The sequence below is a fragment of the Bacillus pumilus genome, assembly GCF_900186955.1.
GTDB classification, from domain to species: Bacteria; Bacillota; Bacilli; order Bacillales; family Bacillaceae; genus Bacillus; species Bacillus pumilus.
Map to the genome: position 1 here is coordinate 3,636,388 of NZ_LT906438.1, position 25,700 is coordinate 3,662,087.

Annotated in this window: 27 protein-coding genes; 5 read left to right on the plus strand and 22 right to left on the minus strand. The window is 42.5% G+C overall.

Annotated elements, in window-relative coordinates:
• Positions 1-63: 63 nt before the first annotated feature.
• From CKW02_RS19025 to CKW02_RS19040, 4 genes are all read right to left on the minus strand, one after another.
• A complete protein-coding gene (locus CKW02_RS19025; RefSeq protein WP_003215039.1) occupies positions 64-1,881 on the minus strand; it encodes an NEAT domain-containing protein in 1,818 nt (605 codons plus the stop codon).
• Between the two features lie 18 nt (positions 1,882-1,899).
• A complete protein-coding gene (gene isdC / locus CKW02_RS19030) occupies positions 1,900-2,553 on the minus strand; it encodes a heme uptake protein IsdC (RefSeq protein ID WP_034620342.1) in 654 nt (217 codons plus the stop codon).
• Between the two features lie 20 nt (positions 2,554-2,573).
• Positions 2,574-3,032 carry an NEAT domain-containing protein gene (locus CKW02_RS19035; protein WP_034620280.1) on the minus strand — a complete coding sequence of 153 codons (459 nt, stop codon included), beginning with the start codon at positions 3,030-3,032 and terminating at the stop codon, positions 2,574-2,576.
• Between the two features lie 370 nt (positions 3,033-3,402).
• Positions 3,403-3,735: a winged helix-turn-helix transcriptional regulator gene (locus CKW02_RS19040; protein WP_003214737.1), complete on the minus strand. Its 333-nt coding sequence runs from the start codon at positions 3,733-3,735 to the stop codon at positions 3,403-3,405.
• 176 nt (positions 3,736-3,911) lie between these two features.
• Between CKW02_RS19040 and CKW02_RS19045 the strand changes: the two genes are divergently transcribed.
• From CKW02_RS19045 to ribD, 3 genes are read left to right on the plus strand one after another with little or no spacing between them, the layout of a single operon-like run.
• Positions 3,912-4,805 (plus strand): VOC family protein, encoded by an 894-nt coding sequence (locus CKW02_RS19045; protein WP_034620281.1) that lies wholly within the window; start codon positions 3,912-3,914, stop codon positions 4,803-4,805.
• Positions 4,783-5,544 carry a GTP cyclohydrolase II gene (locus CKW02_RS19050; protein ID WP_003215082.1) on the plus strand — a complete coding sequence of 254 codons (762 nt, stop codon included), beginning with the start codon at positions 4,783-4,785 and terminating at the stop codon, positions 5,542-5,544. The genes CKW02_RS19045 and CKW02_RS19050 overlap by 23 nt, the downstream gene beginning before the upstream one ends.
• Positions 5,531-6,622: a bifunctional diaminohydroxyphosphoribosylaminopyrimidine deaminase/5-amino-6-(5-phosphoribosylamino)uracil reductase RibD gene (ribD, locus tag CKW02_RS19055; protein WP_034620282.1), complete on the plus strand. Its 1,092-nt coding sequence runs from the start codon at positions 5,531-5,533 to the stop codon at positions 6,620-6,622. Before CKW02_RS19050 ends, ribD begins: the two co-directional genes overlap by 14 nt.
• A 64-nt stretch (positions 6,623-6,686) precedes the next feature.
• Here ribD and CKW02_RS19060 read toward each other — a convergent pair whose 3' ends face one another.
• From CKW02_RS19060 to CKW02_RS19125, 13 genes are all read right to left on the minus strand, one after another.
• Positions 6,687-7,055, minus strand: a complete 369-nt coding sequence (locus tag CKW02_RS19060; protein ID WP_003214573.1) for a VOC family protein — start codon at positions 7,053-7,055, stop codon at positions 6,687-6,689.
• Between the two features lie 338 nt (positions 7,056-7,393).
• On the minus strand, positions 7,394-8,248 hold the full coding sequence (locus CKW02_RS19065; protein ID WP_003215408.1) for a polysaccharide deacetylase family protein: 855 nt from the start codon (positions 8,246-8,248) through the stop codon (positions 7,394-7,396).
• 65 nt (positions 8,249-8,313) lie between these two features.
• Entirely contained in the window at positions 8,314-8,643 is a 330-nt protein-coding gene (locus CKW02_RS19070) for a PTS sugar transporter subunit IIA (RefSeq protein ID WP_003215418.1), read from the minus strand.
• A 19-nt stretch (positions 8,644-8,662) separates the two neighbouring features.
• Positions 8,663-8,986 (minus strand): PTS sugar transporter subunit IIB, encoded by a 324-nt coding sequence (locus CKW02_RS19075; protein ID WP_003214599.1) that lies wholly within the window; start codon positions 8,984-8,986, stop codon positions 8,663-8,665.
• Positions 8,987-8,998: 12 nt separating this feature from the next.
• A complete protein-coding gene (locus tag CKW02_RS19080) occupies positions 8,999-10,432 on the minus strand; it encodes a glycoside hydrolase family 1 protein (RefSeq protein WP_003214840.1) in 1,434 nt (477 codons plus the stop codon).
• 183 nt (positions 10,433-10,615) lie between these two features.
• Complete coding sequence (locus tag CKW02_RS19085) at positions 10,616-11,926, minus strand: PTS sugar transporter subunit IIC (RefSeq protein ID WP_003215076.1); 1,311 nt, start codon at positions 11,924-11,926, stop codon at positions 10,616-10,618.
• An 89-nt stretch (positions 11,927-12,015) separates the two neighbouring features.
• Complete coding sequence (locus CKW02_RS19090; protein WP_003215345.1) at positions 12,016-13,974, minus strand: BglG family transcription antiterminator; 1,959 nt, start codon at positions 13,972-13,974, stop codon at positions 12,016-12,018.
• Between the two features lie 393 nt (positions 13,975-14,367).
• On the minus strand, positions 14,368-14,793 hold the full coding sequence (locus tag CKW02_RS19100) for a YwqH-like family protein (RefSeq protein WP_003214784.1): 426 nt from the start codon (positions 14,791-14,793) through the stop codon (positions 14,368-14,370).
• A 282-nt stretch (positions 14,794-15,075) separates the two neighbouring features.
• Positions 15,076-15,339 (minus strand): YwqI/YxiC family protein, encoded by a 264-nt coding sequence (locus CKW02_RS19105; RefSeq protein ID WP_003215023.1) that lies wholly within the window; start codon positions 15,337-15,339, stop codon positions 15,076-15,078.
• A 37-nt stretch (positions 15,340-15,376) separates the two neighbouring features.
• Positions 15,377-15,802 (minus strand): YwqH-like family protein, encoded by a 426-nt coding sequence (locus tag CKW02_RS19110; protein ID WP_003215112.1) that lies wholly within the window; start codon positions 15,800-15,802, stop codon positions 15,377-15,379.
• Between the two features lie 297 nt (positions 15,803-16,099).
• Positions 16,100-17,506, minus strand: coding sequence for a Na+/H+ antiporter NhaC (gene nhaC / locus CKW02_RS19115; RefSeq protein ID WP_003215410.1), 1,407 nt, complete (start codon positions 17,504-17,506; stop codon positions 16,100-16,102).
• 143 nt (positions 17,507-17,649) lie between these two features.
• Positions 17,650-19,071 (minus strand): aspartate ammonia-lyase, encoded by a 1,422-nt coding sequence (gene aspA / locus CKW02_RS19120; protein WP_003214753.1) that lies wholly within the window; start codon positions 19,069-19,071, stop codon positions 17,650-17,652.
• A 28-nt stretch (positions 19,072-19,099) separates the two neighbouring features.
• Positions 19,100-20,089 carry an asparaginase gene (locus CKW02_RS19125; RefSeq protein ID WP_003215391.1) on the minus strand — a complete coding sequence of 330 codons (990 nt, stop codon included), beginning with the start codon at positions 20,087-20,089 and terminating at the stop codon, positions 19,100-19,102.
• A gap of 207 nt (positions 20,090-20,296) precedes the next feature.
• On the opposite strand from CKW02_RS19125, the gene CKW02_RS19130 reads away from it, so the two are divergent.
• On the plus strand, positions 20,297-20,644 hold the full coding sequence (locus CKW02_RS19130) for a helix-turn-helix domain-containing protein (RefSeq protein ID WP_003214932.1): 348 nt from the start codon (positions 20,297-20,299) through the stop codon (positions 20,642-20,644).
• Between the two features lie 59 nt (positions 20,645-20,703).
• Here CKW02_RS19130 and CKW02_RS19135 read toward each other — a convergent pair whose 3' ends face one another.
• The 5 genes from CKW02_RS19135 to CKW02_RS19155 all read right to left on the minus strand — a co-directional run bounded on the left by CKW02_RS19135 (position 20,704) and on the right by CKW02_RS19155 (position 24,114).
• On the minus strand, positions 20,704-21,171 hold the full coding sequence (locus tag CKW02_RS19135) for a helix-turn-helix domain-containing protein (RefSeq protein WP_003214797.1): 468 nt from the start codon (positions 21,169-21,171) through the stop codon (positions 20,704-20,706).
• Between the two features lie 98 nt (positions 21,172-21,269).
• Positions 21,270-21,797: a YfjD family protein gene (locus CKW02_RS19140; protein WP_003215051.1), complete on the minus strand. Its 528-nt coding sequence runs from the start codon at positions 21,795-21,797 to the stop codon at positions 21,270-21,272.
• 21 nt (positions 21,798-21,818) lie between these two features.
• Positions 21,819-22,577 (minus strand): hypothetical protein, encoded by a 759-nt coding sequence (locus CKW02_RS19145; RefSeq protein ID WP_003215103.1) that lies wholly within the window; start codon positions 22,575-22,577, stop codon positions 21,819-21,821.
• Positions 22,578-22,589: 12 nt separating this feature from the next.
• Positions 22,590-23,786: a DUF6861 domain-containing protein gene (locus CKW02_RS19150; protein ID WP_095117920.1), complete on the minus strand. Its 1,197-nt coding sequence runs from the start codon at positions 23,784-23,786 to the stop codon at positions 22,590-22,592.
• A 4-nt stretch (positions 23,787-23,790) separates the two neighbouring features.
• Positions 23,791-24,114: a WXG100 family type VII secretion target gene (locus tag CKW02_RS19155; protein ID WP_034321782.1), complete on the minus strand. Its 324-nt coding sequence runs from the start codon at positions 24,112-24,114 to the stop codon at positions 23,791-23,793.
• Positions 24,115-24,340: 226 nt separating this feature from the next.
• Between CKW02_RS19155 and pepT the strand changes: the two genes are divergently transcribed.
• Positions 24,341-25,573, plus strand: a complete 1,233-nt coding sequence (gene pepT / locus CKW02_RS19160) for a peptidase T (RefSeq protein ID WP_050944563.1) — start codon at positions 24,341-24,343, stop codon at positions 25,571-25,573.
• The last annotated feature ends 127 nt before the right edge of the window (positions 25,574-25,700 follow it).

Below are 25,700 nucleotides of genomic sequence, written 5' to 3' on the forward strand. Positions count from 1 at the left end.
CCTTTCGAAAAAAGAGAGTGGATGCGTCGATGATCTCGGCGCATCTCACTTCAACTAAACCATCTATCTTGTTCTTGTTTGATACTTTCTGACGAGTACGAATAATGACCCGCCGAATAAAAGAATATACACCCAAAGAAGAGAGGTATCTCCTGTTTTTGGATTCAGCTGTCCAGTCTCAGACTTGGTTTGGTCATCTGATGGAGTAAATGTTAGCTGCTCTGCACCTGTTTCCTCTGGCGCTAAATTCTCAAGTTGATTTGGTTGATTTGATTGAGAATCGCGATCATTTGGATTTTTGACAAAGCCGATACTCTCATCGTCTCCGATGATCGATCGAATCCCGCTTCCTTCACCAAGAGCAATTCCTTTTGTGTCATAGATAAGTTTGACATCGTACTGCTCATGATAATTCGCAGCTGGAATATCAATTTTTACGCGTGCTGCCTGAGCCGTGCTTAAGCTTTTGGCTTCGTATTGAATCACTCGTGTATCTGATTTTTGATCTGTTTTTGCAACAAGCGTCTCCTCAAACTTGCCACCTGTTCCTACTTGGAAGGACGTGATGGCTGAGCTATTCTTCACTGTATATGAAACGAAATGGCGGCCATTTTTCACAACCAATGTCGCAGGGCTCACGACGTAATCGTTCATACGAGAAAGCTCATCCTTGTCTGCTTTCTTCATTGAGAAAGGAAGCTTGTATACACCATCTTTAAGCTGAGCCGTCTCTTGAGCAACTCCGCCGTTATTTGTTTCTGGTGATGGTGTGTTTGGTTTTGGTGTTTCTGGTGCAGCAGGTGTTTCTTCCTCTACCTGTCCGCCTTTAAGTGGCGCGATACTCTTTGCATCGAATTGAAAACGAATATCGTAAGTTTGGTCATAGTGGGCGGCCGCTACTACAATGTGAACTTTTCCTTTGACCGCTTTTTTCAAATCAGCGACATCAAATGACACCACTCTTGTGTTCTTTGCTTGATCTGTGCTGACGGTCTTCACTTCTTGATAAGAGCCGTTTTTCTCTATTTTCAAAGAAGCAACAGACGTATTGTCCTTCACCGTAAAGGAAATGGTTTGCTTTCCGTTTTTGACGGTTAAGGATGCAGGATGTGAGAAGTATTGGTTCATCCGAGATGCCTCGTCCTCATCCCCTTTGAGCACACTGTAATTGATGCGGTACTCGCCATCTTTCAGTTGGTTTTGCGCGGAATCTACTGGCTTTGTACCATTGTTATTGTCTGGTGTTGTCTGCTGATCGTCTGGCTTTGTGCCATTTTGATCATCCGGCTTTGTTTCGTTATCGTCTGGCTTTGTGCCATTTTGGTCATCCGGCTTTGTTTCGTTATCGTCTGGCTTTGTGCCATTTTGGTCATCTGGTTTTGTTTCGTTATCGTCTGGCTTTGCAGGTGTAACGAGCGTTAGGCTGCTTTGATCGAATGCAAGCTGTACGTCATATGCTTCGTCATAAATAAAGCCGCCTAAATCCCAGTAAATTTTCACCCAGCCGTTTAATTTGGCTGATAGGTCGGCAACATCAAACTTGATCACACGTGTATTGGCAGTTGCATCCTCACTGACAGTTTCAGTGGTGACAAGAGCGCCATTTTGTTCGACCTTGAAATCTGTAATCTCTTTGCTTTGCTTCAGTGTGACATAGGCAGTCGTCTTGCCATTTTCCACAATCAGCTTAGCTGGCTTTTCTGTATACGTATCCATCATGGACGCTTCTGTGCTGCCATTTTTTAAAACAGTGAATCCGACCGTGTATTCACCATCAACAAATGATGCAGCTTGAGCCGTTCCTTGAGGAATCTGAAATGCAGTCAATAAACTGAATAAAACGAGCAGAATGGCTGCCTTTAGATGAAAAAGACGTTTCAAATGGTGACACTTCCTTCCTTAATGCTTAATGATCCACTTTCTTGCTAAAAATCCGCCTGAGCATAGAGCAAGCACAAGGAGCCACCCTGTCTGGTTTGTATCACCAGTTTGAGGATTCTCTTCTTGTTTTGTCGTGGATGAATCAGATGTTTTCGTTGATTCTTTTGATGGCTGCTGCTTTTCTGCTTCACCCGCTGATTTGTTTGTGCTGTTAGACGAAAGTGATTTCATGCTGCTCTCATCAAATTTCAGCTGAATGGTATAATCATGATCATAATCAGCAGATTTTACAGTGACATGAATTTTTGATTTGATTGGTTTAGACAAGCTCTGAGCTTGGAACTGAACAATCCTTGTGTTGGCTTTTTTATTGGTTGAGAGAACCGTTGTATCGACATAGCCGCCATTTCCGGGGACTTTAAATTCCGTCACCCAGCTGCTATTTTTAATGGTCATTTGTACTGTCAGCTTCCCATTTTTTGCAATCACTTTTGCTGGCTTCAGCCAGTAGTCATTTGCCATAGAGACCGCATTTCCTTCAGCCTTGAGCACAGTATAGTTGACGGAGTATGTACCATCCTTTAACGTGGCAGCCTGTGCGTTTGAAAAAGGCAGCATGAGTGCCAATAATAAAGCGGTCATGAAGACTGATAGCCTCATCATTTTTTTCATCAAGCGAATTTCCTCCCTTTTTACTGAACAGATGCTGCATCAAACTTGATACGGATGTCGTAATTACCTGTATATCCGATGACCGGTACAGTCACGCTCACTTTTGCTGGTACGACTTCTGTCAGGCTGTTCACGTTGAATTCTACTGTTCTCTTATTCGCAGCTGTGTTTGTACTGATCACCTTCGCATCTTTGTAGACACCTTGTTCAAGTGTTTTAAAGCTAGTGATCCAAGAACTATTCGTTAACGTGACTTGTGCTTTGATTTTTCCATCCTTCACGACAAGCTTGGCTGGTTTTTCAAAATACGTATTCGCTGTTGAAGTCGAATCGCTATCTGCCTTCCATACCACATATTGTGCTGAATGTTGACCATCTGCTAAGCCTGCTGCTGAGGCTGAGCTAATCGGGGCTAGAGCAAATAATAGAACAAAGCTAAAGAACAATAATACGTGTGATGTTGAACGAATGGCTTTCATGTGAACCCTCCTAAATGATATTGATAATTATTCTCAACGGATAATAAAAAAAATAACCTTCATAAGCGCTTGATCACACTTATAGATGATTATGATAATCATTATCAATTGAGTTGAAAAAATAAATCTTTGCTTCCTAAAAGCCAAAGATGTCTGTTTCTAAATGATGGTTTGACACGTGTTTTAGGCAATCTGTCCCATTCATGATACCATGGCATGACCTCCATTCCATTACAGGGAAAAGAACCCTCTTCTTCTTGATCTTATATGATGAGTGAATTTATTGTCAACATCATTTTTCATACTATTGACTTAGATTTCTGGAAAATCGCACAAAAAAATTTCGATCAGACAGACTGATCGAAATCGATTAGGAAGGAACATGTTCCCCTTTTTTGCTGTTTTTACGTTCTAAAGACCAAGCATACATTTCACGAATAATCGGGTCTATTTTCTTCCCTTGCGCTGTTAATTCGTATTCAATCCGTACTGGAATGTCAGGGTATACGTTTTTCTCAACGAGTCCTTCAGCCTCTAAATCCTTCAGCCTTTCAGATAATAATCTGCCGCTGATGTTCATTTCATTTTCAAGCTGACAGAAACGCTTAGGGCCTGTCAGAAGCTGATTGATGATGAGAATGACCCACTTCTTGCCTAGAATCTCCATGGCATCTGTGATTGGGCAGCCATCTACTTGAGCCATACCTTACTCCCTCCCGCTTTTCTCTCTTTTTTTCATTATAACATAATTAATTACTTGAAATAAGTTACTAACTATTATATAGTTTAGTTACTTTAAGTAACAAGGTATTCATTTTTATATATTTTCAAAAACATTTAAACATGCCGATGCATATATCATGAAGGAGATGACCGAGCTTGAAGACAATTGAGGAGCTAAGATTGGGTGTAACAGAGTTACATGTATCCAGCTTTGAGCGTTCTTTACCTTTTTATACAGACATTTTAGGATTTTCTATATTAGAAAAGACAGATTCCACAGTGACACTTGGCAGCAATGCAAAGGAACCAATCCTTTTGTTAAAAGAAGATGCACAGCTAAAAGAGAAACCTGATCACGAGCCAGGACTTTATCATTTTGCTGTTTTATTACCTACCAGAAAAAACCTGGGCACATGGCTGGCACATGTGATCAAAAAAGGCTATCCTTTAATTGGAGCAAGCGATCACTTTTTCAGTGAAGCCATTTATTTAAGTGACCCTGACGGCATAGGCGTAGAAATATATGCTGATCGCCCTGAGGACGTTTGGGTAGGTGAGAATGGAGAACTGAAAGGTGGCGGAAATGCACCTCTTGATGGAGATGGTCTCCTGCAAGAAGCCGCTGATACGACGTGGGAAGGACTTCCGGCTGGGACAGTCATGGGACACTTACATTTCCATCTGAACCCAGAAGAAGCTGATTCCTTTTATGTCAATACGCTCGGTTTTCATATCCGAATGGCTCCACCAGCAAGCGTATTTATCGCCGCTGGTGTATACCACCATCACCTTGCCTTTAATGCATGGGGACGCGGACGAAAAGGAGCCATTGATCCACGTTTTTCAGGAATTAGAAGCTATACACTTGTATTCCCACAAGAAGCAGACAGACAGTCCGTCGTTGAGCGCCTAACAAAAGCAGGCACTCAAGTGAAAACAATAGGGAAAAGTAACGAATTTGTTGATCCATTTGGCGTTCTCGTTCGTTTACAGATTGAAGAAACAGACAAAAAAGAAGGTGCAGAATATGGACAAACACACAGATCTTAAAACAGCCATTTTAAAAGATAAAATCAAACGAGTACAGCAAGAAGACGGGTATATATATATCACTGGACCCATTAAATTGCCAGTGAATTTAGACGGCAGAACGGTGATGTTCAACTGGTATTCATGGTTAAAAGACGACGGGTTAGAGCCATTGTCAGATGAAGCTTTAATTGAAAGCCTCTCCTCCCGCCAGCTTGCCGATCATCAGCAGTCAAGCGTACTAGTGTATGGAGATTTCGAGCACGCTGACGAAGCTCTTATCCGCATGCATTCCATTTGTCACACTGGTGATATTTTCGGAAGCAAGCGCTGCGACTGCGGATTCCAATTGAAGCAGTCCATGCGAATGATTGAGGACAATGGTGCAGGTGCCCTGTTTTATTTAGCCAACCATGAAGGCCGAGGTATTGGACTTTTCACGAAAGCCATGGCTTATATCCTTCAAGAAAACGGCTACGATACAGTAGAAGCGAACGAAGCACTCGGCTTTGAAGATGACACGCGTCAATATGAAGAAGCCATCGCGGTTCTTCAAACACTTCGTACAAAGCCAGTCAGACTCATTACCAATAATCCGAAAAAGACAGATGCCATCAGCCATGCAGGTTTATCTCTTTCTGGACGTATTCCGCTTTGGGGTGATGTCTCAGAGTTTAATGAAAAATACTTGCAGACAAAAATCAACCGCTCAGGTCACATGAAGGCGGAGCAAGAGGTGCGTACGATTGCCACATCATGAGCGATATATGAATCTATCCCTAGAAAATGCACGGGCAATGAAAGGCCAGACATCACCGAACCCGCTCGTCGGGGCTGTGATTGTGCGCGATAATGAAATTGTTGGAGTCGGTGCTCATATGAAAGCCGGTGAACCACATGCTGAAATTCATGCACTTAAAATGGCTGGAGACAAGGCAAAAGGAGCCACTATTTATGTGACCCTCGAGCCTTGTTCCCACCATGGCCGTACAGGTCCTTGTGCGGAGGCACTTGTGAAAGCAGGCGTCGAAACCGTTGTCGTGGCAGCACTTGACCCGAACCCGCTTGTCGCTGGCCGCGGAATCGCCATTTTACAAGATGCTGGCATCCAAGTGATTACAGGCGTACTTGAGCAGGAATCCATTCTCATGAATGAAGTGTTTAATCATTTTATTACGAAAAAAACACCTTTCGTGACGCTCAAGGCAGGTATTACCTTAGACGGAAAAATTGCGTCTGCTACGTCTGACAGCAAATGGATTACATCTGAGACATCCCGTTATGATGCTCATCATATCCGCAGCATCAATGATGCGATTTTGGTCGGTGCTCAAACTGTTATTCATGACGATCCTTCACTAACTGCACGGATTCCAAATGGGCATCATCCGATTCGAATTGTTTTAGACTCTAGGCTCTCAACACCGCTGACAGCAAAGATCGTCACTGATCAGATGGCACCAACATGGATCTTTACAACAAAGCAAGCCGATGAGGAAAAACGAGCCGCTTTAGAAGCAGCCGGCGTCAGCGTCTTTGTAACAGACAGCGAGACGCGGGTGCCCCTGCAAGAAGTACTTCAAATGCTGGGAGAAAGAAATGTCTCCTCCCTCATGATTGAAGGCGGCGGCCAGATCAATGCTTCATTTTTAGAACAGCAGCTTGTAGATAAATTGGTCATTTATATGGCACCTAAACTCATTGGCGGAAGACTTTCTCCTTCCTTTTTCGGAGGCGAAGGCATACGTCTCATGAGTGATGCCATTGAATTGGATCAGCTCTCAGTAGAAACACTTGGGAAAGATATTAAAATAACGGGCTATCCCGTTTATCAATAACAAAAACAAGGCGGCTGTTGAGGAGATCTAAACAGCCGCCTTGTTTTTAAAAATCTAGTTTTTTTTAGTCTGTTCTCTCTAAAAATTCAATTCGATTCCCAAAGGGATCTTCTACATAGAACCGGATGGCTCCTTCCAATGGCTCATCTTCTCTGATGCTAATGTGGTGATTCAATAATGCCTTTTTTAATTCCGATAGACTCTTTACAAGAAAAGCTGGATGGGCTTTCTTTGCAGCTTGGAAATGATCCTGTATTCCAATGTGAAGCTGATGATGACCGCATTGAAACCAGACACCTCCACGTTTAACTAAATTACTAGGCTTGGGTATTTCCTCCATTCCTAAAATTCCGCCAAAAAACAAAAGTGCTTTCTCTTCACTACCTTTTGGGGCAGCTAATTGAACATGATCGATTCCAACAAAATTTGACATAATCCTCTCTTCCTTTCTTTTCTCAATTGGTTTTTCTATGAAGTGTTTCTTAAGTTTTTGTGATACTGAGCAAATTTGCTTGGGTATTTTTGTTCTTTGCTTCATTGGTGGGCTTGATACTTGGAGTCCTTCAGTGAGGTGTTTCATACGATGTAGAGTTTGATTGATTTCATCTAAATGACAGTGCAAAATTTTTTCAAAAACAGAACTCCCATTGTAATGAAAGTTCTGTCCATCTAAGTGTCTCTTGTAATGACATTTGAAACCAAGACATATCATGTGTAGTGATTCATTTTGGTGAAACTTGTCGTAAAATGTTTCATGTGAAACATTTATAGTTAATTCCCTTCTACCAGCCTGCCAAAGCTTTCGGGTGAAAGTCCCGGTGACACTCGAACACGGTGCAAGGACATCATGCCCTGTTCCTTCTTCGCATGTCCTGGTTCAGTGGTGACGGCCATTTGATAACCGGCTTGCTTCGCCAGTTTTAGCGTGTCTTCGTTATAGCGCCCGACAGGATAGCTGACCATTCTCGTACGCTGAGAAAAACGTTGATCAAAGAATGCCTTTGATCCTTTTAATTCCTCTTTCTGCTGCTCCTTTGATAAACGATTGAGCTCTAAATGATGAATGGTATGACTCTCAATTGATAGCCCATTTGCTATCATTTCATCCATTTGTTCATCCGTTAAGTGGTTCGGACGGCCAATGGATTGCTCAATCATGAAAATCGTTGCCTTCATTCCATACTGCTTTAAAATCGGAAATGCCTTTGTATAGTTATCGGTATATCCATCATCGAATGTAATAAGGACACACTTTTCACTTGGCTTCGTATTTGTTGTGAAGACGTGGTACGCTTCTTCTGGCGACAGCGTGACATAGTCGTTGTCCTTCAGCCATTTCATATGAGCCGCAAACTCGCTCTTTGGTACACGAAGCGAGTTACCGCTGGAGATGCTGTGATACATCAAAATCGGAAGCTCTACCGGTTCCTTTTGCTTAATCCAGTTTTGTGTATCTATCTCTGCCTCTTCTTTCTGCTGAATCTGTTTTGTTTCTTTTGCTTGTAATTGACCCTTTTCCTCTTTGACTACTTGCTGGTTTCCTTCCGTTTGCTCCTTCGTTCCCATACAACCCGAAATGAGCAGCGCCACAAGACCAACCGCAATCAACATACATGTTTTTTTCATTCACCAATCCTGCTTTCTCTCTATCTATCGAATGATTATAACAGAAATTGGTTACTACCTGATATCTATTTTGACAGGGTGTTCATTTTTTTACACATTTCAATCATTTCGATGGCAAGCAGATGAATGGTCTCTGTTGTGAGCATTTGATCTTCTGCATGTATCAGCAGTAAAGAAAAGGGAAGCTGCTCACCTGCCGCCTCTTTTTGGATCAGCGACAAGTGCAGGTTGTGGATGCTTCGAAACGCTTCCTCCCCTTTTTCAATCAACTGCTGTGCTTTTTCAAAATCATCAGCTCTTGCTAGACGAATCGCTTCGACATAATAACTTCTTGCCTCGCCTGCATGAGCAATGATTTGAAAGGCTGCTCCCTGCATTTCCTCTAATACCGTCATCTGCTTCTCCTCCAATTACTTAAGATTCATTTGCTAGTTTCAGAGCATGCTCTAGTATTTTTTCTCCGTTCGCTGTTCCGTATAATCTCACATTGATGACATCAACAGGTATTTGGTAAGGTGCCGCTGTTTTTTCTGCTGCCTTTTTCATAAAGCTTACTTGCGGTCCAAGTAAAATCACCTGCACATCTTCTCCATGCTCTTCTAATTCATCCGCAATAGCCCCTTCAGGTATGGCGTATATCTCATATTCCAGCCCCTTCGCTTCTGCGGCTGCCTTCATTTTGGACACTACAATGGATGTCGACATTCCTGCGGCACAAGCGAGAATGATTCGTTTCATATCCCAACACTCCTATCGATAGTTGACTTCTGTTTGGGCCTTCAGTTCCCTTGTTTTAATTAATGTCTGGTACCAATACGCTGATGCCTTCAACTGACGATTCCGTTCATTTTCCAGCTGGATTTCGACTAATCCGTAGCGATTTTTAAAGGCATTCATCGGCGATACATTATCCGTAAAAGCCCACAGCATATAGCCCGTGCAATTTGAGCCTTCTGCTTTCACTTGAAGTGCCCGTTTCAAATGCTGGCTGATAAATGAAATGCGATACTGGTCATCAATGATACCGTCTTCTTTTTTAAACCGTTCTTCCTTTTCTACACCCATGCCGTTTTCGGCCACAAACCACTCAATATTTCCGTATTCTGCTTTAATTCTCATGCCCATATCATAGACAATGTCTGGGTAGATTTCCCACCCTCTGAATGGATTCATTTTTCTTCCTGGAAGCTCAAACATATCGTAATAATAAGACGGGTGAAATGGTGTCATCTCATTCCACGCCTTACTCGGTGCTTTGACACGATGCGGATAGTATAAGTTGAGCCCAACGACATCAACCGTATGATTCTTGATGACCTGAAGCTCTTCCTCTGTCGCATCGAAAAGAATCTCATGCTTTTTTAACACATCAAGCAGTTCTTCTGGATACTCTCCTTTGATGGAGGGATCTAAGAACATTCGATTGAAAAACAAATCATATATCCGTGCCGCTTCTTGATCATGTGGGGCAGAGGATCTTGCATACGTCACTTCTGGATTGAGAATCACCCCAATTTTTGCACCTGTCGATTCCTTCAATCCCATCTCCCGAAACAGCTTCACTACTTTTGCTGTTGCCAGCGCTTTATGATAGTTCCACTGCATCCATTTCTTCGTATTTTGCTCAAAGGGATAACGTATAGCATCTAGGTACACGCGTGTTTGGACAACAATCGGTTCATTAAAGCTAAACCAATGCTTGACCCTGTCTCCATATCGCTCAAACACCTTTTCCGCATAGAGAACAAACAGCTCGACGACATGCTTTGATGACCATCCGTCGTACTTTTCAAGCAGCACGGCTGGAAGCTCATAATGCTCTAAGCAAAACATCGGCTCTACACCTACTGCGATTAATTCATTGATCAAATCATCAATGTAACGGGCATATGCTTCATCCACAATCCCCTTCTCGTAATCGATGAGAAACCTCGACCAATTGATCGATGTCCTATAATGAGTCAGACCGATTTCTTTCATGAGAGCTACATCTTCTGGATAGCGCTCGTAAAAGTTCGTCGCACCAGCCGGGCCATATCCTTCGTGCCAAACGTGATACCCGTTCTTATACCATAAATCGATGTACGAGTCCTGATGCGCTTGCTTTCCCTTCCATCCCTCCGTTTGCCAAGCAGAGGCCGCAGCACCTAGGATAAAATCTCTTGGAATCTCGATTCTGTTCATGTCGCCACCTTCCCTTTCCTCGTTTGAACGTGAAGTCCTTCCCAAAATCCTTGCAAATACATAGCCTTCACAATTGCCCCCATATCGAGACTTCCTGCCCTTTTTTCGTATATTTACGGTCAAGTGAAATGGGATCATCCTCTCCGTACCACCTGAATTGCATATTCATTCCTGCCTCTCCTTTTATTCTGAATCTGGTGCCGCTTCTGGTTTGCGGTTAGACAAGAGAACAAATGGCAAATAGATGAAGACTGCGACCACAATACAGATGACCTGTGTGATGACAGCCCCCATGCTGCCAGCGGTGGACAGCCATGCATTCACAATCGGTGGTGTCGTCCACGGCACCATCACGACGGCTTTTCCAGCAAACCCTGTAGCTGTCGCAATGTAACCAATCGTTCCTGTCACAAGTGGTGTGACGATAAATGGAATTGCCATCACAGGGTTTAACATGACAGGTAAGCCAAAAATAACGGGTTCATTGATGTTGAAGAGACCCGGACCAGATGAGAGCTTGGCAATACTTCGCATCTCTTCCCTTCTTCCAGCAATAAAAATCGCAATTAAAAGCCCAATGGTCACACCTGAACCACCGATGCTCATATACACATCCCAAAATGGCATCGTGATGATATTCGGAATCTCTTTTCCTTCTTGAAATGCTGTCATATTCACTGCAATTGATCCTAATAAGAGCGGCTCCCGGATCGGTTTGATCATCTGGTTGCCATGGATGCCGATCACCCAGAAGAATTGCGCCACAAACATCAACGTTAAAATCCCCGGTAGACCCTGTACAACACTTTCTAGCGGGCGTTGCACCACGTTATACACTGCTTCATGCAAATAAATACCTGTCAAACGGTGAAATGCAAAGCCGAATGAACTAATGATCGTAATCGTAATGATCGAAGGAAAAAGTGATGAAAAAGATGTTGCCACATTCGATGGAACTGAATCTGGCATCTTGATTTGCAGCCATTTCACCTCGGTCAGCTTACAAAAAATTTCCACAGATACGATCGCAATGATCATCCCTAAAAATAAGCTTTTTGGATCGGAAAATTGCCTTGCCAGTACATCTACAACCTCACGCATCGATCCATCCACTTCAAGAAGAAGTGTCGTTGGAATAACAGATATAAATGAAATCAATGCCATCAGCCCTGGGAACAGGGACTTGTGCCCGTTGATTTTCCCAAGCTCTATCCCGATGAGGAACACAGCCCCAATCGTTAAAAAGTTCAGCGTGGCATAATTGATTGCCTTCATAATTGGCTGAAGCTCCGCTAAAAATCTGAACATCTCAAAATGAGCAAGCCCTGTTTCCGGGCTCATGATCATATTTGCCACCAATACAGCAAAAGCCCCTGTAATGATGATTGGCATCAGTGTGACAAATGCCTGTTTAATCGCCATAATATACTTCTGATTCGTGATGCGATAAGCCACATTCCCCATGACGTCTGCCGCTTTCTCCTTGAAGCTCATGATCTGTCTCCCCCTTTGCAAAAACTCGTGATCATCCTCCTTTTTGATGTTATTTTAAAAGCGCTTTCATTAACATCTAATCTTTTTCCTCACAGATGCGGAAATGGGTGTCCCGTTTTTTCATTCGGATGCTCCAATACTTGAAGCGCCGTCGTCAGTTCCTCAAATGAAGCGGCCTTGATGAGTTGCTCCACCACTTCCTTGCGCTCTGTCAGCCGTACAAGAAATTGATAAAGTGATTGCAATTCTTTTTGATACGTCTTCTGGATACTTAACAAACAAACGACTTGTACCCGATTTTCACCCCACAGCACCGGTTTTTTCAACGTACAGATCGCACAAAACGTGTCATCTGTTGCCGGCTTCATCGGATGAGGAATCGCAACCAAATGACCGAACGATGTCGGTGACACTTGCTCTCTTTCCAGCAATAATTGTTCAAACTCTTCCGGGATGCGATCCTGTTCCTTGAGCACGTTTACGAAAAATTGCAGTACCTCTTCCCTTGATTGAAGGTCTTGCTGAAAAAATGTCAGCGCCGGACTCACATACCGCAAAACCCCTGTATCCTGCGCGCCCTGAACAAACCGTTTCAGCCGCACAATATCATCGTCACTTAGAATGGTATGTACATCAATCACTGGTACCGGCAACGTGTTCTGAAGCGGAATGGTACTAATAATAAAATCAATGCTTCTCAAATCATACGAAGGAATTTCCCTAACACTTGCAGTGCCAGCGATCTCTAGCCCTCCGCTAAAAGCCGCTGTCAGTTTATGAAGAAGGAGCTGACTGCTGGCGACACCCGTCGCACATACAATCAGACATCTCTTTCTCACATGCTGTGATTTTGTCCGCTCGATTGCAGCACCGATATGAAGCGCCAAATACCCAATCTCATCCTCATGAATCTCAATTCCCTCTTTTTCTCTAAGCCACCTACCCATATAGACGCCAGCTTCAAATGCAATGGGATAATGCCTTTTAATGTCCGTTAAATAAGGGTTACGAATGTTCATACCGTACCTAAAACGATGAATAGCGGAACGTAAATGAAGACTTAATCCAACGATTAATTCTTTATCAAATTGAATATCAAGTGACATGTGCTCCTCTACATAAGCAAGCAGTTGGTGGATGAAGCGAAAGTGATCTTCGTCTAGAAGATGACATAGCGTATGACCGGTATCTCCGTATGCCATCATTTTCGCTCCCATCAAGTGAATCGCAATATACGCCCTTTCAGATAATGGAAAATCAATCGCTAGGACATGCCGAATATCCTCTGCCATTTTTTGAGCTACTTGGAAAACAGGCTGCACTTGAATCTCTTTTAATTCCGTTTCTGGCATCATGACCAGTTTTTTCTCTTCAATTCGTTTGCATGCAATGGCGATGTGGGTGACTAAATTACTTAAACCGATTTCTGACAGATGAAGTCCGCTTACTTTTGTACGTGAACGCACGATATCCTGAATCAATTGATACGTTTCTTCAGGTAACAGCGCCGGGTTCGCATGCGCTTGCTGAAACACATGCTCAGCCATACAATATCTTAATTTCATCTCATCCCCTGTCAGCTGCAGTCCATATTTAGGACGATGTGACACAGAAAGTCCATGTAATGAAAACAAATGTCTGACCGCTTTCAAATCATTTTTCACTGTCGATTCACTCACAAATAATTCCTCTGCGAGCGCGTCTAACTTAATATAGTCTTCTGACAGAAGCATCCTTTTCAATAGATGGGCTACACGGTCCTCAGGCTGATTGGGTATGGTTTGCTCCTTTTTTTCGTTTCTTTCTCCCAATGACTTTTTCAAAAATGTACGAAAAGACCCATAATCCTCTACGGTCAATGTATACCCTGCCCCGCGTTTGATATGAAGTACGGCTCCATGTTCATCCAAAACAGATTTAAGCGCTTTCATATCTGTTCGGATCGTTCTTGATGTGACGCCAATCATGCGGGCAATTTCTTCACTAGTCAGTTCCTGTTCCGCTTGCATCAGTCGTTTCAGCAGCTCCTCCTGACGTAGAGATAGCATAGGCTCTCCTCCCTTGGCATTTACTTTTGCCTATCATCATAAACGAAAGTAGAACTCTTTGCCCAGTTTTTCTTTCAAATCGGGAACCACGATATGGCTCATTCGTATGAATAGGAAACAAGAGTAGGGATGCATCATGGGTTCTTTTATGTTTGTTGTTATTATGATATTGGCTTCTTTAGGAGCAATCATCGCCCATTTATTCACATCAAAGGATCAACGTACGTCTGCGAAGCGTTCTTCACATCACAGTTCAACAACAAGTACCTATACTGATTCTTATACTCATCACGCTTCTGATGCCTCCTGCGGGGGAGATTCCGGGGATAGTGGTGGTGGATGTGACTAAACAAAAAACAGCCGCTCGCTGATGAGATGGCTGTTTTTATTATTTTAAAGAGCCTTCCAGCCCCGTTCAATCAGATGTTTAACATCGAGTGCAAAATCCTCACCCTTTTCCATCACGTCCTGGGCTCTTCCGGCAAAGTTACTGGCAACAGCCAGCTCCATTTTTTTTAATTCAAAGTGCAATATTTTTTGATCAATCTCGGCGATATATTTTTCATACTCATTGTTCACGATGTCATGCATGACATGATAGGCATCTTTTCGGTGGCGATGAAAGTCGGTTCCTCTCTCACCTTTCCATGACGAATCTAGAGCAGGTTTCTTGATTTCCTTTATGTCTGACTGCGCAAGATCTTGTTCTGTTCGAATATTGCTTTTGGCTGTCTTTAACCGAGAGATCATGTCATCAAATTCTGCACGTCTGTTTTCAATTCCCATATGCAGATGGTGTAGCATCTCGGATAAACTCATGTCATCCACCTCTATCGGACCTCATACGAAAGCACAGCATCAGAGCCTTGGAAACGATCGACTCACTTGATTTTTCCAAACCTGACATTTCTATCGTTTTGCTTTCATTAAGTATAGTATAAGGTGAAAAGCCTCAGTCTTAAATAGGGAAAAGGTGTCCTTTTAGTGACGTGTTTGGAAGAAAAACGGAATAACACAAGGTCGTAATTCCCGAATTATATATGATCCCTTAGAACTATATTTCTTATCATCCCATGAAACCCATTAGAAAAATGATTGCCATTATTTTGCCGCAATCGCTTCGTCCTGTTCTTTTAAAGTTTTCACATTAGAGCGCGTGTCCTGAACATTTTTGATTAAGGCTTCTTTAAAACTTGAAACCATTTCGTTCACCTCTGCTTCGCGCGCCGTCCACTTGGTCACAAATTCAAGGCTGTTTTCACCTGCTTTATCTGCTGCTTTTTTCATCGTTAATGCTTCGATTGCTTGGGAGACTTCATCTAGTTGATCCATAACTGTTTGGTAGTTTAACTTAATTTGTCCCATCGTGATATCCTCCAGATTTGTTCAGCATGAAGGTAGCTTATAAGCTGCTCCATGCTTTTGAGATCAAGCGTTTGGCGTCCTCTACTGCGTCTTCTCCTTTTTCAGCAAGACGTGCGGCGTCTCCTGCTAAGGAACTGGCAAAGGATAACGCAGCTTGTTCGGCTTCTAACGTACTGATTTTGAATTCGATGCGGCTCACGTAGCGTGGGTACTTGTCGTTCACAATCGTTTGCAGCGCATCATGTGCTTCATTCCGCTCTGATTTGAAATCCTGGCTTCGCTCACCTTTCCAAGAGGTCCCAAGCTTTGGCTGCTTGATTTGCTTCAGGTCTGTCTCTGCCGCATCTTGTTCACGTTCGACCTTACTTTTCGCCTTTTTCAGTCGAGCGATTTTCTCTTCGATTTCTGCTTTTTTACTTGTAATGCCACCGTTTAGGGCAGACAGCATATTTGATAAGCTCATTATGGGTTCCTCCTCCTGACAAAAAATAAAAACGCTGCTTAGAGATCCTCTAAACGAGCGTAAGGTGAATAGCACTTTTTCCAATATTGTTATTATAAGGTTCAAAGACTCATGTTTGAATAGGGATTTGTGCCCTTTTTATGGGATAAATATGCTTTCATTCTGCTTCTCATTACCCCTTAAGACCTCTTTTATAGGGGGTCTTAAATCCTGATTATTTGTTATATGTCACATATAGTCATGCAGACCTAGGACAAACAAAAGCCGCTCGGTTGAGGAGCGGCTTTTGTAAACGGCTTATGAAGCTGATTCTTCTGATTCTTGTGGATTCTTAACGTACCAGATGAATTTCCCTGTATATCCGTAAATAATAGCAAGAGCAATGGCAACAAAGCTCAACCACATAAATGGTAAATAAGAGAATGTCGATACGCCTAGAATTCCCGCCATGTAAATCCCGTTATCTGACCAAGGAACCATTCCTGACGTCAGCGTACCACCGACCTCTGAGTTTCTGGATAAAACTCGTCTGTCTAACTTTAATTTATCATAGCTCTTTTCCATAATTTTCGGTGTAAGAATTAATGATACATACATCGCACAGCCAAAGATATTGGCGAAGAATGCAACAACAAGTGTTGATAGAGTCACATTTCCTGCATTATGCAATTTCTTCTCGAATGTAGCGACGATGACTTTTAATACGCCCAAGTATTCAAGTACTCCACCGAAACCAAGTCCGAGAATAATCACCACTAGAGATCCTAACATATTGACAATACCGCCACGATTTAACAGCGTATTTAAGAAATCAACATCTGAATTAATAGAGAAACCATTATAAGCTGTACCAAGTGCATCGGCTGGATTCATTCCCTGGAATGCCATTGCCCAGACAGCACCAAGAAGTGCGCCAATAGCAATAACAGGCATTGAAGGTTTTTTCAAGACAAGTAATAGTACAACAATCAACGCCGGAATAATCATCCAAATATTAATGGTGAATGTGTCCTGCAGTGCTTGTTTCAAAAACTCTACTTTGCCTTGATCAATATTTTTTCCGCCATACATAAATCCGGTGATTGTAAACATAATGGCTGTAATAACAAAGGCAGGAATGGATAAGACCATCATCGCTCTAACATGTGCGAGCACGTCCACTTTTGAAAGTGAGGAAGCGAGCACCGTACTATCAGATAAAGGAGATAACTTATCACCAAAATAGGCTCCAGATAAAACGGCTCCAGCCACGATAGGTAATGGAATTCCCAATCCTTCACCAAGTGCAATCATGGCAATACCTGCAGTTCCAACTGTCCCCCATGATGTACCTGTAGCAACAGACATAATGGAACAGATGATCAGCGTAGCTAGTAAGAAAATATTAGGATGAATAAATTCCAGTCCGTAATAAATTAATGTTGGTACCACTCCGCCGGCAATCCATGTTCCAACAAGTGCACCTACTGCAATTAAAATCAAAACAGCCTCTAAACCATTCGATATCCCTTTTGTAATGGCGTTTTGAAGGTCTTTGTATGAATGTCCTAATCGAATACCTAAAGCAATGACCATAAACCATGAGATAAACAATGCCAGTTGAATATCCAATTTGAAATAAAGAGTAAAAGATAAAACAATTGCTAAAAATAAGCCAAGTACAAACACGACTTCTAAAATAGACGGCAGACGTGGTGATTTCATTGTGTTTCCTCCCTTTGTGCGTGCGTTAAGCGTTTTCAAAATATTGTGAAAAAAGTGTGTCAATTCGAAAGAAAGTGAATTGCCTGTTTTTCTCTATTTCACAGGCAATTCTACATATTAATAAAATAAAATTTTTGATATTATTATCGCTCTAGGAGCTCTGCACCCGCAATGCCAGGCTTTGTCATCTCGAATGGATTCAAAATAATATCAAGTTCTTCTTCTGTTAACACATCATTTTGCAAGCAAAGATCTCTGATCGATTGTCCTGTTAAAATGGCTTCCCTTGCGATTCTAGCCGCGGCTTCATAGCCTAAGTGAGGGTTCACAGCAGTGATCACGCCTGCACTTTTTTCGACATATTCTTTCAAACGTATTTCATTTGCTTCAATGTCCACTAAGCAATGATCTGTGAATGAACGGAATCCGTTATTCATTATACTAATAGATTGAAGCAAGTTAAAGACCAAAACAGGCTCCATCACATTTAACTCAAGCTGACCTGCTTCAGAGGCAAGACAGATGGTGTGGTCATTCCCAATGACCTGGAATGCGATTTGGTTAATGAGCTCTGCCATGACTGGATTGACTTTCCCAGGCATAATGGATGATCCTGGCTGACGAGCTGGCAATGCAATTTCAGCAAGACCTGCACGCGGACCAGAAGCCATTAGGCGAAGGTCATTGGCAATCTTAGACATGTTCATCATGCATACTTTTAATGCAGCAGACACTTCTGTGTAAGCATCTGTATTTTGCGTTGCATCCACAAGATGCTCTGCGCCTACAAGCGGAAGACCAGAAATATCGGCCAGCTTCTTCACGACGATCTCAATATAACGAGGATCTGCATTTAGGCCTGTCCCAACAGCTGTTGCACCCATATTGACTTCATATAAATGCTGCTTTGATTGGTTGATCCGCTTAATATCACGGCTGAGCACGCGGCTGTAAGCCTCAAATTCCTGTCCTAAACGAATTGGAACAGCATCCTGTAGGTGCGTACGTCCCATTTTGATCACATGATCAAATTCTTTCGCTTTCTTTTTGAATACGTCCTGCATCGTTTGCATTGTCTCAAGCAGAATGTCTAACTGCTTCAATACAGCAATATGGATAGCTGTTGGAAACGAGTCATTCGTTGATTGTGACATGTTTACATGTGTGTTTGGGCTTAAATGGATGTATTCACCCTTTTGATGTCCCATGATTTCTAGCGCTCTGTTTCCAATCACTTCATTGGCATTCATATTCATCGACGTTCCTGCGCCGCCTTGAATTGGGTCTACAATAAAGTACTCATGCAGCTTGCCTTCAATGACTTCATCAGAGGCTTGTACGATGGCATTTCCAATTCCTTCATATAAACGTCCAACTTCCATATTGGCTTGAGCAGCTGCTTTTTTCACGATGGCAAAGGCTCTAATCAGTTCCTCGTGCATGCGATATCCAGTTATCGGGAAGTTTTCTTTTGCACGAAGGGTTTGAACCCCATAATACACGTCTGCCGGAATTTCTTTTTCTCCAAGAAAATCCTTCTCATGGCGATAAGTTGCTTGAACCATCTGATATGACCTGCTTTCTATAGAATAGTTAAATCACTAAATCTTCTGCGATTGGCGTTTCCATAATCTTTTTCACTTCTCTTGGGTCTGTTGTTTTACCTAGTGCCCACATGAGTTTCGGCACGATGGCCTCTGTGTTCATGTTTCGTGAACGTGCCACTAGTTCTTGATTGATTTTACGTCCTACTTCATACACGCTCATGTCTTCTCCTTCTTCAAGACACTGAGTTGTGATGACAACAGAAATGCCTTCTTCGAGCAATTCGTTGATTTTCTCTAAAAGGTTTCTTCCTTCGAAAGGAATTCCGCCACTGCCGTAGCTTTCGATGACGACTCCTTTGTAAACACCTTTGATTGCATCTAAGAACTCAGGCTTTAGACCTGGGTGCAATTTCAAGAGACAAACGTCAGTGTTTAAGGATGCATCTAATTTAAGCGGTTTCATTGACGATCTTTTTACTTTGCTATTGTATTCAATTTGATGGTTTTCAATCGATGCAATATATGGATAGTTAATACTTTCAAATGCATCATAGCTTTTCGTTCTTAGTTTGATTGCGCGTGTCCCTTGAATGACTCTGCCATCAAAGACAACATACACGCCGCCTACGCCGTCACATGCAAAGCGAATCGCATCGGTGATGTTTTTCTTCGCATCTGTTTTCTTGAATGTAATCGGGATTTGTGAGCCTGTAATGACAATTGGCTTATCCGGATTTTGCAGCATATAAGATAGTGCTGCTGATGTATAGGCCATTGTATCGGTTCCATGCGTGACGACAAAGCCGTCATATTGATCATAATTTTCATAAATGGCTGTTGCGATATCCACCCAGTATTCAGGCTGCATATTTGTACTATCTATACTCATTAGGGACTTTGTGTCCATTGTGTACTCTGCATTAATTTCGTTTAAATAGCTTAAAAGGTCCTCAGCTTTAACACCTGGAGCCAAACCATTTTCACTCTCTACAGATGCAATCGTCCCACCAGTGGTTAAAAGCAATAATTTCTTCAACAGGTCCACCTCTTTCAGTAAAATTACTTCGTTTGTCACACATATTATAAGCTAGCTTGTGCTATTCTATAATATACGCTTTACGCGTACCTTCATTGCCATTATAGTCACATAACGCGAATTAATCAAGAAATTATTACGCATAACACGTACATTCCATCACAAAATATGATATACTGTTGTTGTATATAAAGGAGCGTTCATGTAATGATACTCGATCGTTTAACCACTCTTAGAAAAAAGAAAAAATGGTCTCTCCAGCATACGGCAGATCGCCTAGGTATCGCCAAAAGCACCTATGCCGGTTACGAATCTGGGTACCGACGACCTTCGCTTGAAGCAGTGAAGCGCCTGGCTGATTTGTATGATACGTCCATTGATTTTTTACTTGGTAGAACGGACGAGCCAGAGATACAACGTAAAATCTCTGACATCAAAATTGAACTGACGGAAGCAAAAGAAGGAACCATTCTTGTAGACGGCGTTCCCCTAAATGATGAAGAAATCAAACAGCTTGTTGCCTTTATTCGGGCGAAAAACACCCTAAAAGTATAAAAAACATAGAAAAGAGAGGCCCCTATTAATCGGGTGCCTCTCTTTCCTTTTTCAGCTGCTTAAGAATAAGGAGAAGACAGCTGACTTAATTCCTCTAACCGCCGCTTCGCTTCTTCTTTATTAAACGAACTATAATAGCGATAATTCTCATCATCTAAGATGCGGTAATGCTGACTGAGCACATTTTGCTGAAGACGAAATGTGCCTTTTTTGATAGAAGTCCGCCACCAAACCTTTCCGCCGATTGTCCGTTCCACCGATAGATGCAATTCATCATGTGCCACGACTTCCAGAATCTCAAGCGGATCATCCCCTAGTGTCCCTTTTAAAATGTCACTATCTCTGAATAATGCACATACGGCCGCCGTTTGCGTCCAGTTGAGGCGCAGCCTATTTTTTTCAACCTGATGCAAATGCCGTTTCGATAAACCAAGTACTTCAGCCATGCGGTCCTGCGTATAATTCTTTTCTTTTCGAATCCGTGTCATTTGTTCTGTGACGAGGTCGATTACCATCTCTTTATCCATCTCTCATCACCTCTCCGAGTGTTCAGTCTTTACTGACATCTTACACGATTTCTTCGAAAAAGTGGCGCCTCATCCTTTAGAATATTGGCAAATACTATCTAATTGATCTGCTCTTCGACCTGACCATGCTGCTGTCTCCAATTCTCTTGGGCTGCCTGATTTAAATATGGATAGATCTCTTGTTTGACGGTTTGCTCGAATACTTCTTCATCTAAAATACTGTACGCTGGAATCTTGATCAATTTCCCATCCATTTTCCGAATGAGCACATCCATGAAGAGAAATCCCCTTACACTGTACCGATGCCTGCGCATATTAATGGATTGAATGTCATGAAAAGGGATCGTCCGCTCTCGATACAGTACAGCACCATTTTTTCCGCGCTGAATGCGAAAAATCACATTTCCCCTCTTCGTAAAAGCCGGCAGAATCATCAAAAAAGAGATCAAGCCATAGACAATGCCTAATAGTCCGCCTAAAAATAAAAACAATGTATAATTCGATTCAAATGTAAGAGCTTCCGAAAACAACCAAATACCAATGATACCGAAGCCGCCCGTTGCTAAGAATGCCCATACCCTTAAAAAGGTCCTGCTTCTCACTTCTATTACTTCACTTGGATTCAAGCGTCATTCTCCTTTTCTCCATTAGAATATAGAACGTAATCCGTCTCTATGAGCCGTCTCCACGCGAAATTCACTTTCTTTTATTCCCGACACAAGCCACGACTGTTTCTCACCTGGAATGACAAATAACATGGATTCCACATCAGGCGTATTATTTTTGTCGTAGACGACCTTCATGAGGGAGTCCATCTTTCCTTTTCTCTTCTGTACATCAGAAACAAATGCCTGCACGAGTTCTTCGTTCTCTGCTCGATGAAGGAAGGAGGGCCACTCATTCTTCGCCTCACTTGCTTGCTCTAATAGCTTTTCAAATTCCTCTGCTTGCAGGGTGACGACAGGTGCAGGGTGATCACTCATCTGTATATTGAAAAAGGCAGTCACTTGCTCCTCTGCCTGCTGGTCATCTTTCAGTTTTTGAATCTGATGGACTTGTTGATCATAAAGTGTATGGTGCGCATATACGCCCATCTGTGTCGTGTGAAAGGAGGTGCTGACTTCTTCATCTTCATCCCCAAATCGAGATGCCTTGACGGTGTGAGATGCATCATTCATCGCCTGGATGAAATGACGGTATTCCGCTTTATAACGATATTGTCTGTTTCGAAATTCAAGTACACCTTTTGCGAGCAAAGAGCGGCATGCAATTTCAAATAAAAACCCTAGGCGCTCGTCCTCTACATCAGGATAATAGGCTTCCTTCAAGGACATGCCCTGTTCAAAATAGCCTTCACTGTAAAAACTAAAGATGAGTTCCTCAATACTTAGACTTAGCTGATCCAACTTGATCTCTCCTTATCCAAAAGAAAATGCACCCTTAAAGAAATCGCCTGCACCTTTTATGAGCGAATCTGCGGTTTCTTTTGTTTTTTCTATCCCTTTATGTATCACCTGATTTGCCTGATCAATGGTGTCATTAACTGCTTTCACACCTTGACCCGCCAGCTCGAATGCTTGTTTCCCTTTATCCACGACCGCATGAATTGGGTCCTTTAATTTCACTGCAACCTGCTCAGCAAAGCCTGATGTCAGCTTGGCGACTTTTTCTCCTATAAATCCACCGACTGCGGAACCAATGGCTCCTCCAACGACGGTTCCAATCGGTCCTGCAAAGCTTCCAAGAGCTCCTCCGACAACGGCACCTGCGACAGACCCGCCAGCGATAAAGACCGTATTGTTCACTGCATTTCCAACAGCCTTCGCATTTTCACGCTTCAGGACTTCTGGCTGATCACCGAATTCTGCATAGTTCTCAGCAATTTTCAAACCACAGCCGACCGTTTCCGTTGCGCCAGTGACAACCGTTGCAATGATGGCATTTCCTTTCGCGAATCTTGATCCATTTTTCAAAACAGACTTGATCGCAGCCGTGTCCTTCCAATTGATACTTCCTTTTGTAAAGTCACGGACACTGTTCGTGAATGCAACTGTATCGTCAGGATAAAATTTTGTGAATTTCTTATGGACCAAATCAGCCATCGACCAGTTTGATCGTTTTAATAATTCTTTATTACTCAGCCAAATCCTTGCTAGCCGGTCAAATCTCGTTCCTTCTACCCGGCTGGTCAGATCAAGCAGCAGCTTTGAATGCTGCGCTGCATAACGGCCATTGTCTTTAATGAAAGTCGTCATCCCAAGTCCATAGTATTTCGCCTGCATCATCACAATACCAGCTAAGCTCGTGAGTGTACCATATTGATCATAGATACTGTACAATTTCCGTAAAATATCGTCTGCTTCGACCATTTTATCTTTTGCATGACGAATCGTAATATCATCACTGCTCAATTTACTGATCAATGCTTGTCCTGCTCCCCATGCATCCCCGACGCCTGAAAAACAGCTTCTATACCGAGGATCACAGCCTAAAATGAGACCATCCAGTTCACTATGTAAATCGCGGTGCTTCGTTTCAATGGCAGAAAGTTCGCCTACAACATCATTCGCAAGCCCTGTCAGCTGATCTGGATCAACCACTATGTCACGTGCCATCACATCATCTCCCTTCTCGGTTTCTTTCTCTCCGTTCTTCTCGTCTCTTTCGCTCAAGCTCTTCCATTCTGGCTATTTCAGCTTTCCGTTCCTCGATTTTGACCGCTGCATCGCGCAGTTCCTGACTTGTTTCAAGCAAGTCCTTTTCGAATTGATCATAGCGTGCGGTTGTTTCCTCAAAGCTTTGATCAAATTTATTCCTTGCTTCTCCCTGCCAGCCTGATCCTACTGCCTTGAGCCGATTCTCCAGCAGCTGCTTTGACTGCCGAATCTCATCAGCTGCTTCCTGAAACTTTTGAGCGAGTGCCAGCGTTTGACTAGAATCCAACTTTCGCACCCCTTTCTCCCAATTTAACGTACAAATGGATGATTTTATATGTCCTCATTATAAATAAAAAGACACCCAAAAAAATCACCCTAAAGAACCATTCAACACATCACCAAATGAAAGTAGGTCTTTTTCCTCTCTAATTGCCAGAGAAAGCCTTTCTTGTTATGAAGCGCATTCAAGACATGATAAAATGAACGTATTCTACAAAAGGAGTGACGTATACATGAAAGAGGAAATGATTCAGCGTTTCACAAGTTATGTGAAGGTAGATACGCAGTCGGATGCAGATAAGGAAAGTTGCCCATCGACTGAAGGACAGTTGAACTTAGCGAGACAACTAGTTGAAGAAATGAAATCCATCGGGATTCAAGAAGTGACAATGGATGAAAACGGCTATGTCATGGGAACGATCCCATCTAATACAGACAAAGACGTGCCGACCATTGGCTTCCTGGCTCACATCGACACAGCTACTGACTTCACCGGCAAGAATGTGAAACCGCAGCTTCATGAAAACTATCAAGGCGGCGACATCACCTTAAATGAAGAACTACATATCGTTTTATCTCCATCACAGTTTCCAAATTTACAAAAGTATCAAGGACATACGCTGATCACAACAGATGGCACAACCTTGCTTGGTGCAGATAACAAAGCTGGTATCGCAGAAATTATGACCGCCATGCATTACTTAATTGAAAATCCAGAAATCAAGCATGGAAAAATTCGCGTCGCCTTTACACCCGATGAAGAGATTGGCAGAGGGCCGCACAAATTTGATGTTGATGCCTTTGGCGCTTCCTATGCGTATACAATTGACGGAGGACCGCTCGGGGAGCTGCAATATGAAAGCTTCAACGCAGCAGGTGCGAAAGTATCCATTAAAGGAAACAACGTCCACCCTGGGACAGCGAAAGACAAAATGGTCAGCGCTGCGAAGATTGGGATGCTCTTCCATAACAAGCTTCCTTCTGATGAATCTCCGGAATACACAGAAGGCTACGAGGGATTTTTCCATCTCACGAAGTTTGTAGGAGAAGTCGAAGAAGCAGAGCTGCAATATATTATTCGTGATTTTGATAAAGACAAATTTAACGAACGCAAAGCACTATTTGAAAAAATAGCAAATGACTTAAAAGCCATTTACGGAGAAAACAGCATCAATCTCAAAATTCAAGATCAATATTATAATATGAGAGAAAAAATTGAGCCGGTGAAACATATTGTGGATATTGCCCATGAAGCAATGGAAAACCGCTCAGTGACACCTGTAATCGAACCGATCCGCGGCGGTACAGATGGCTCCCAGCTTTCATATAAAGGTCTTCCAACGCCAAACATCTTTACTGGTGGGGAAAACTTCCACGGTAAATATGAATTTATTTCTGTCGAGAACATGGTGAAAGCAACAGAAGTCATCGTTGAAATTGCCCGTCTATTTGAAGAAAAAGCATAGATATGTTTACAACCGTTCCTGTTCGGGAACGGTTTTTTAATAAAAGTTTACAATTTTCTGAAACTTTTATGACATTTATTCGTACTAATAGAGACAACCCCAGAAAAATTCTTCTTGACGAGTGCAA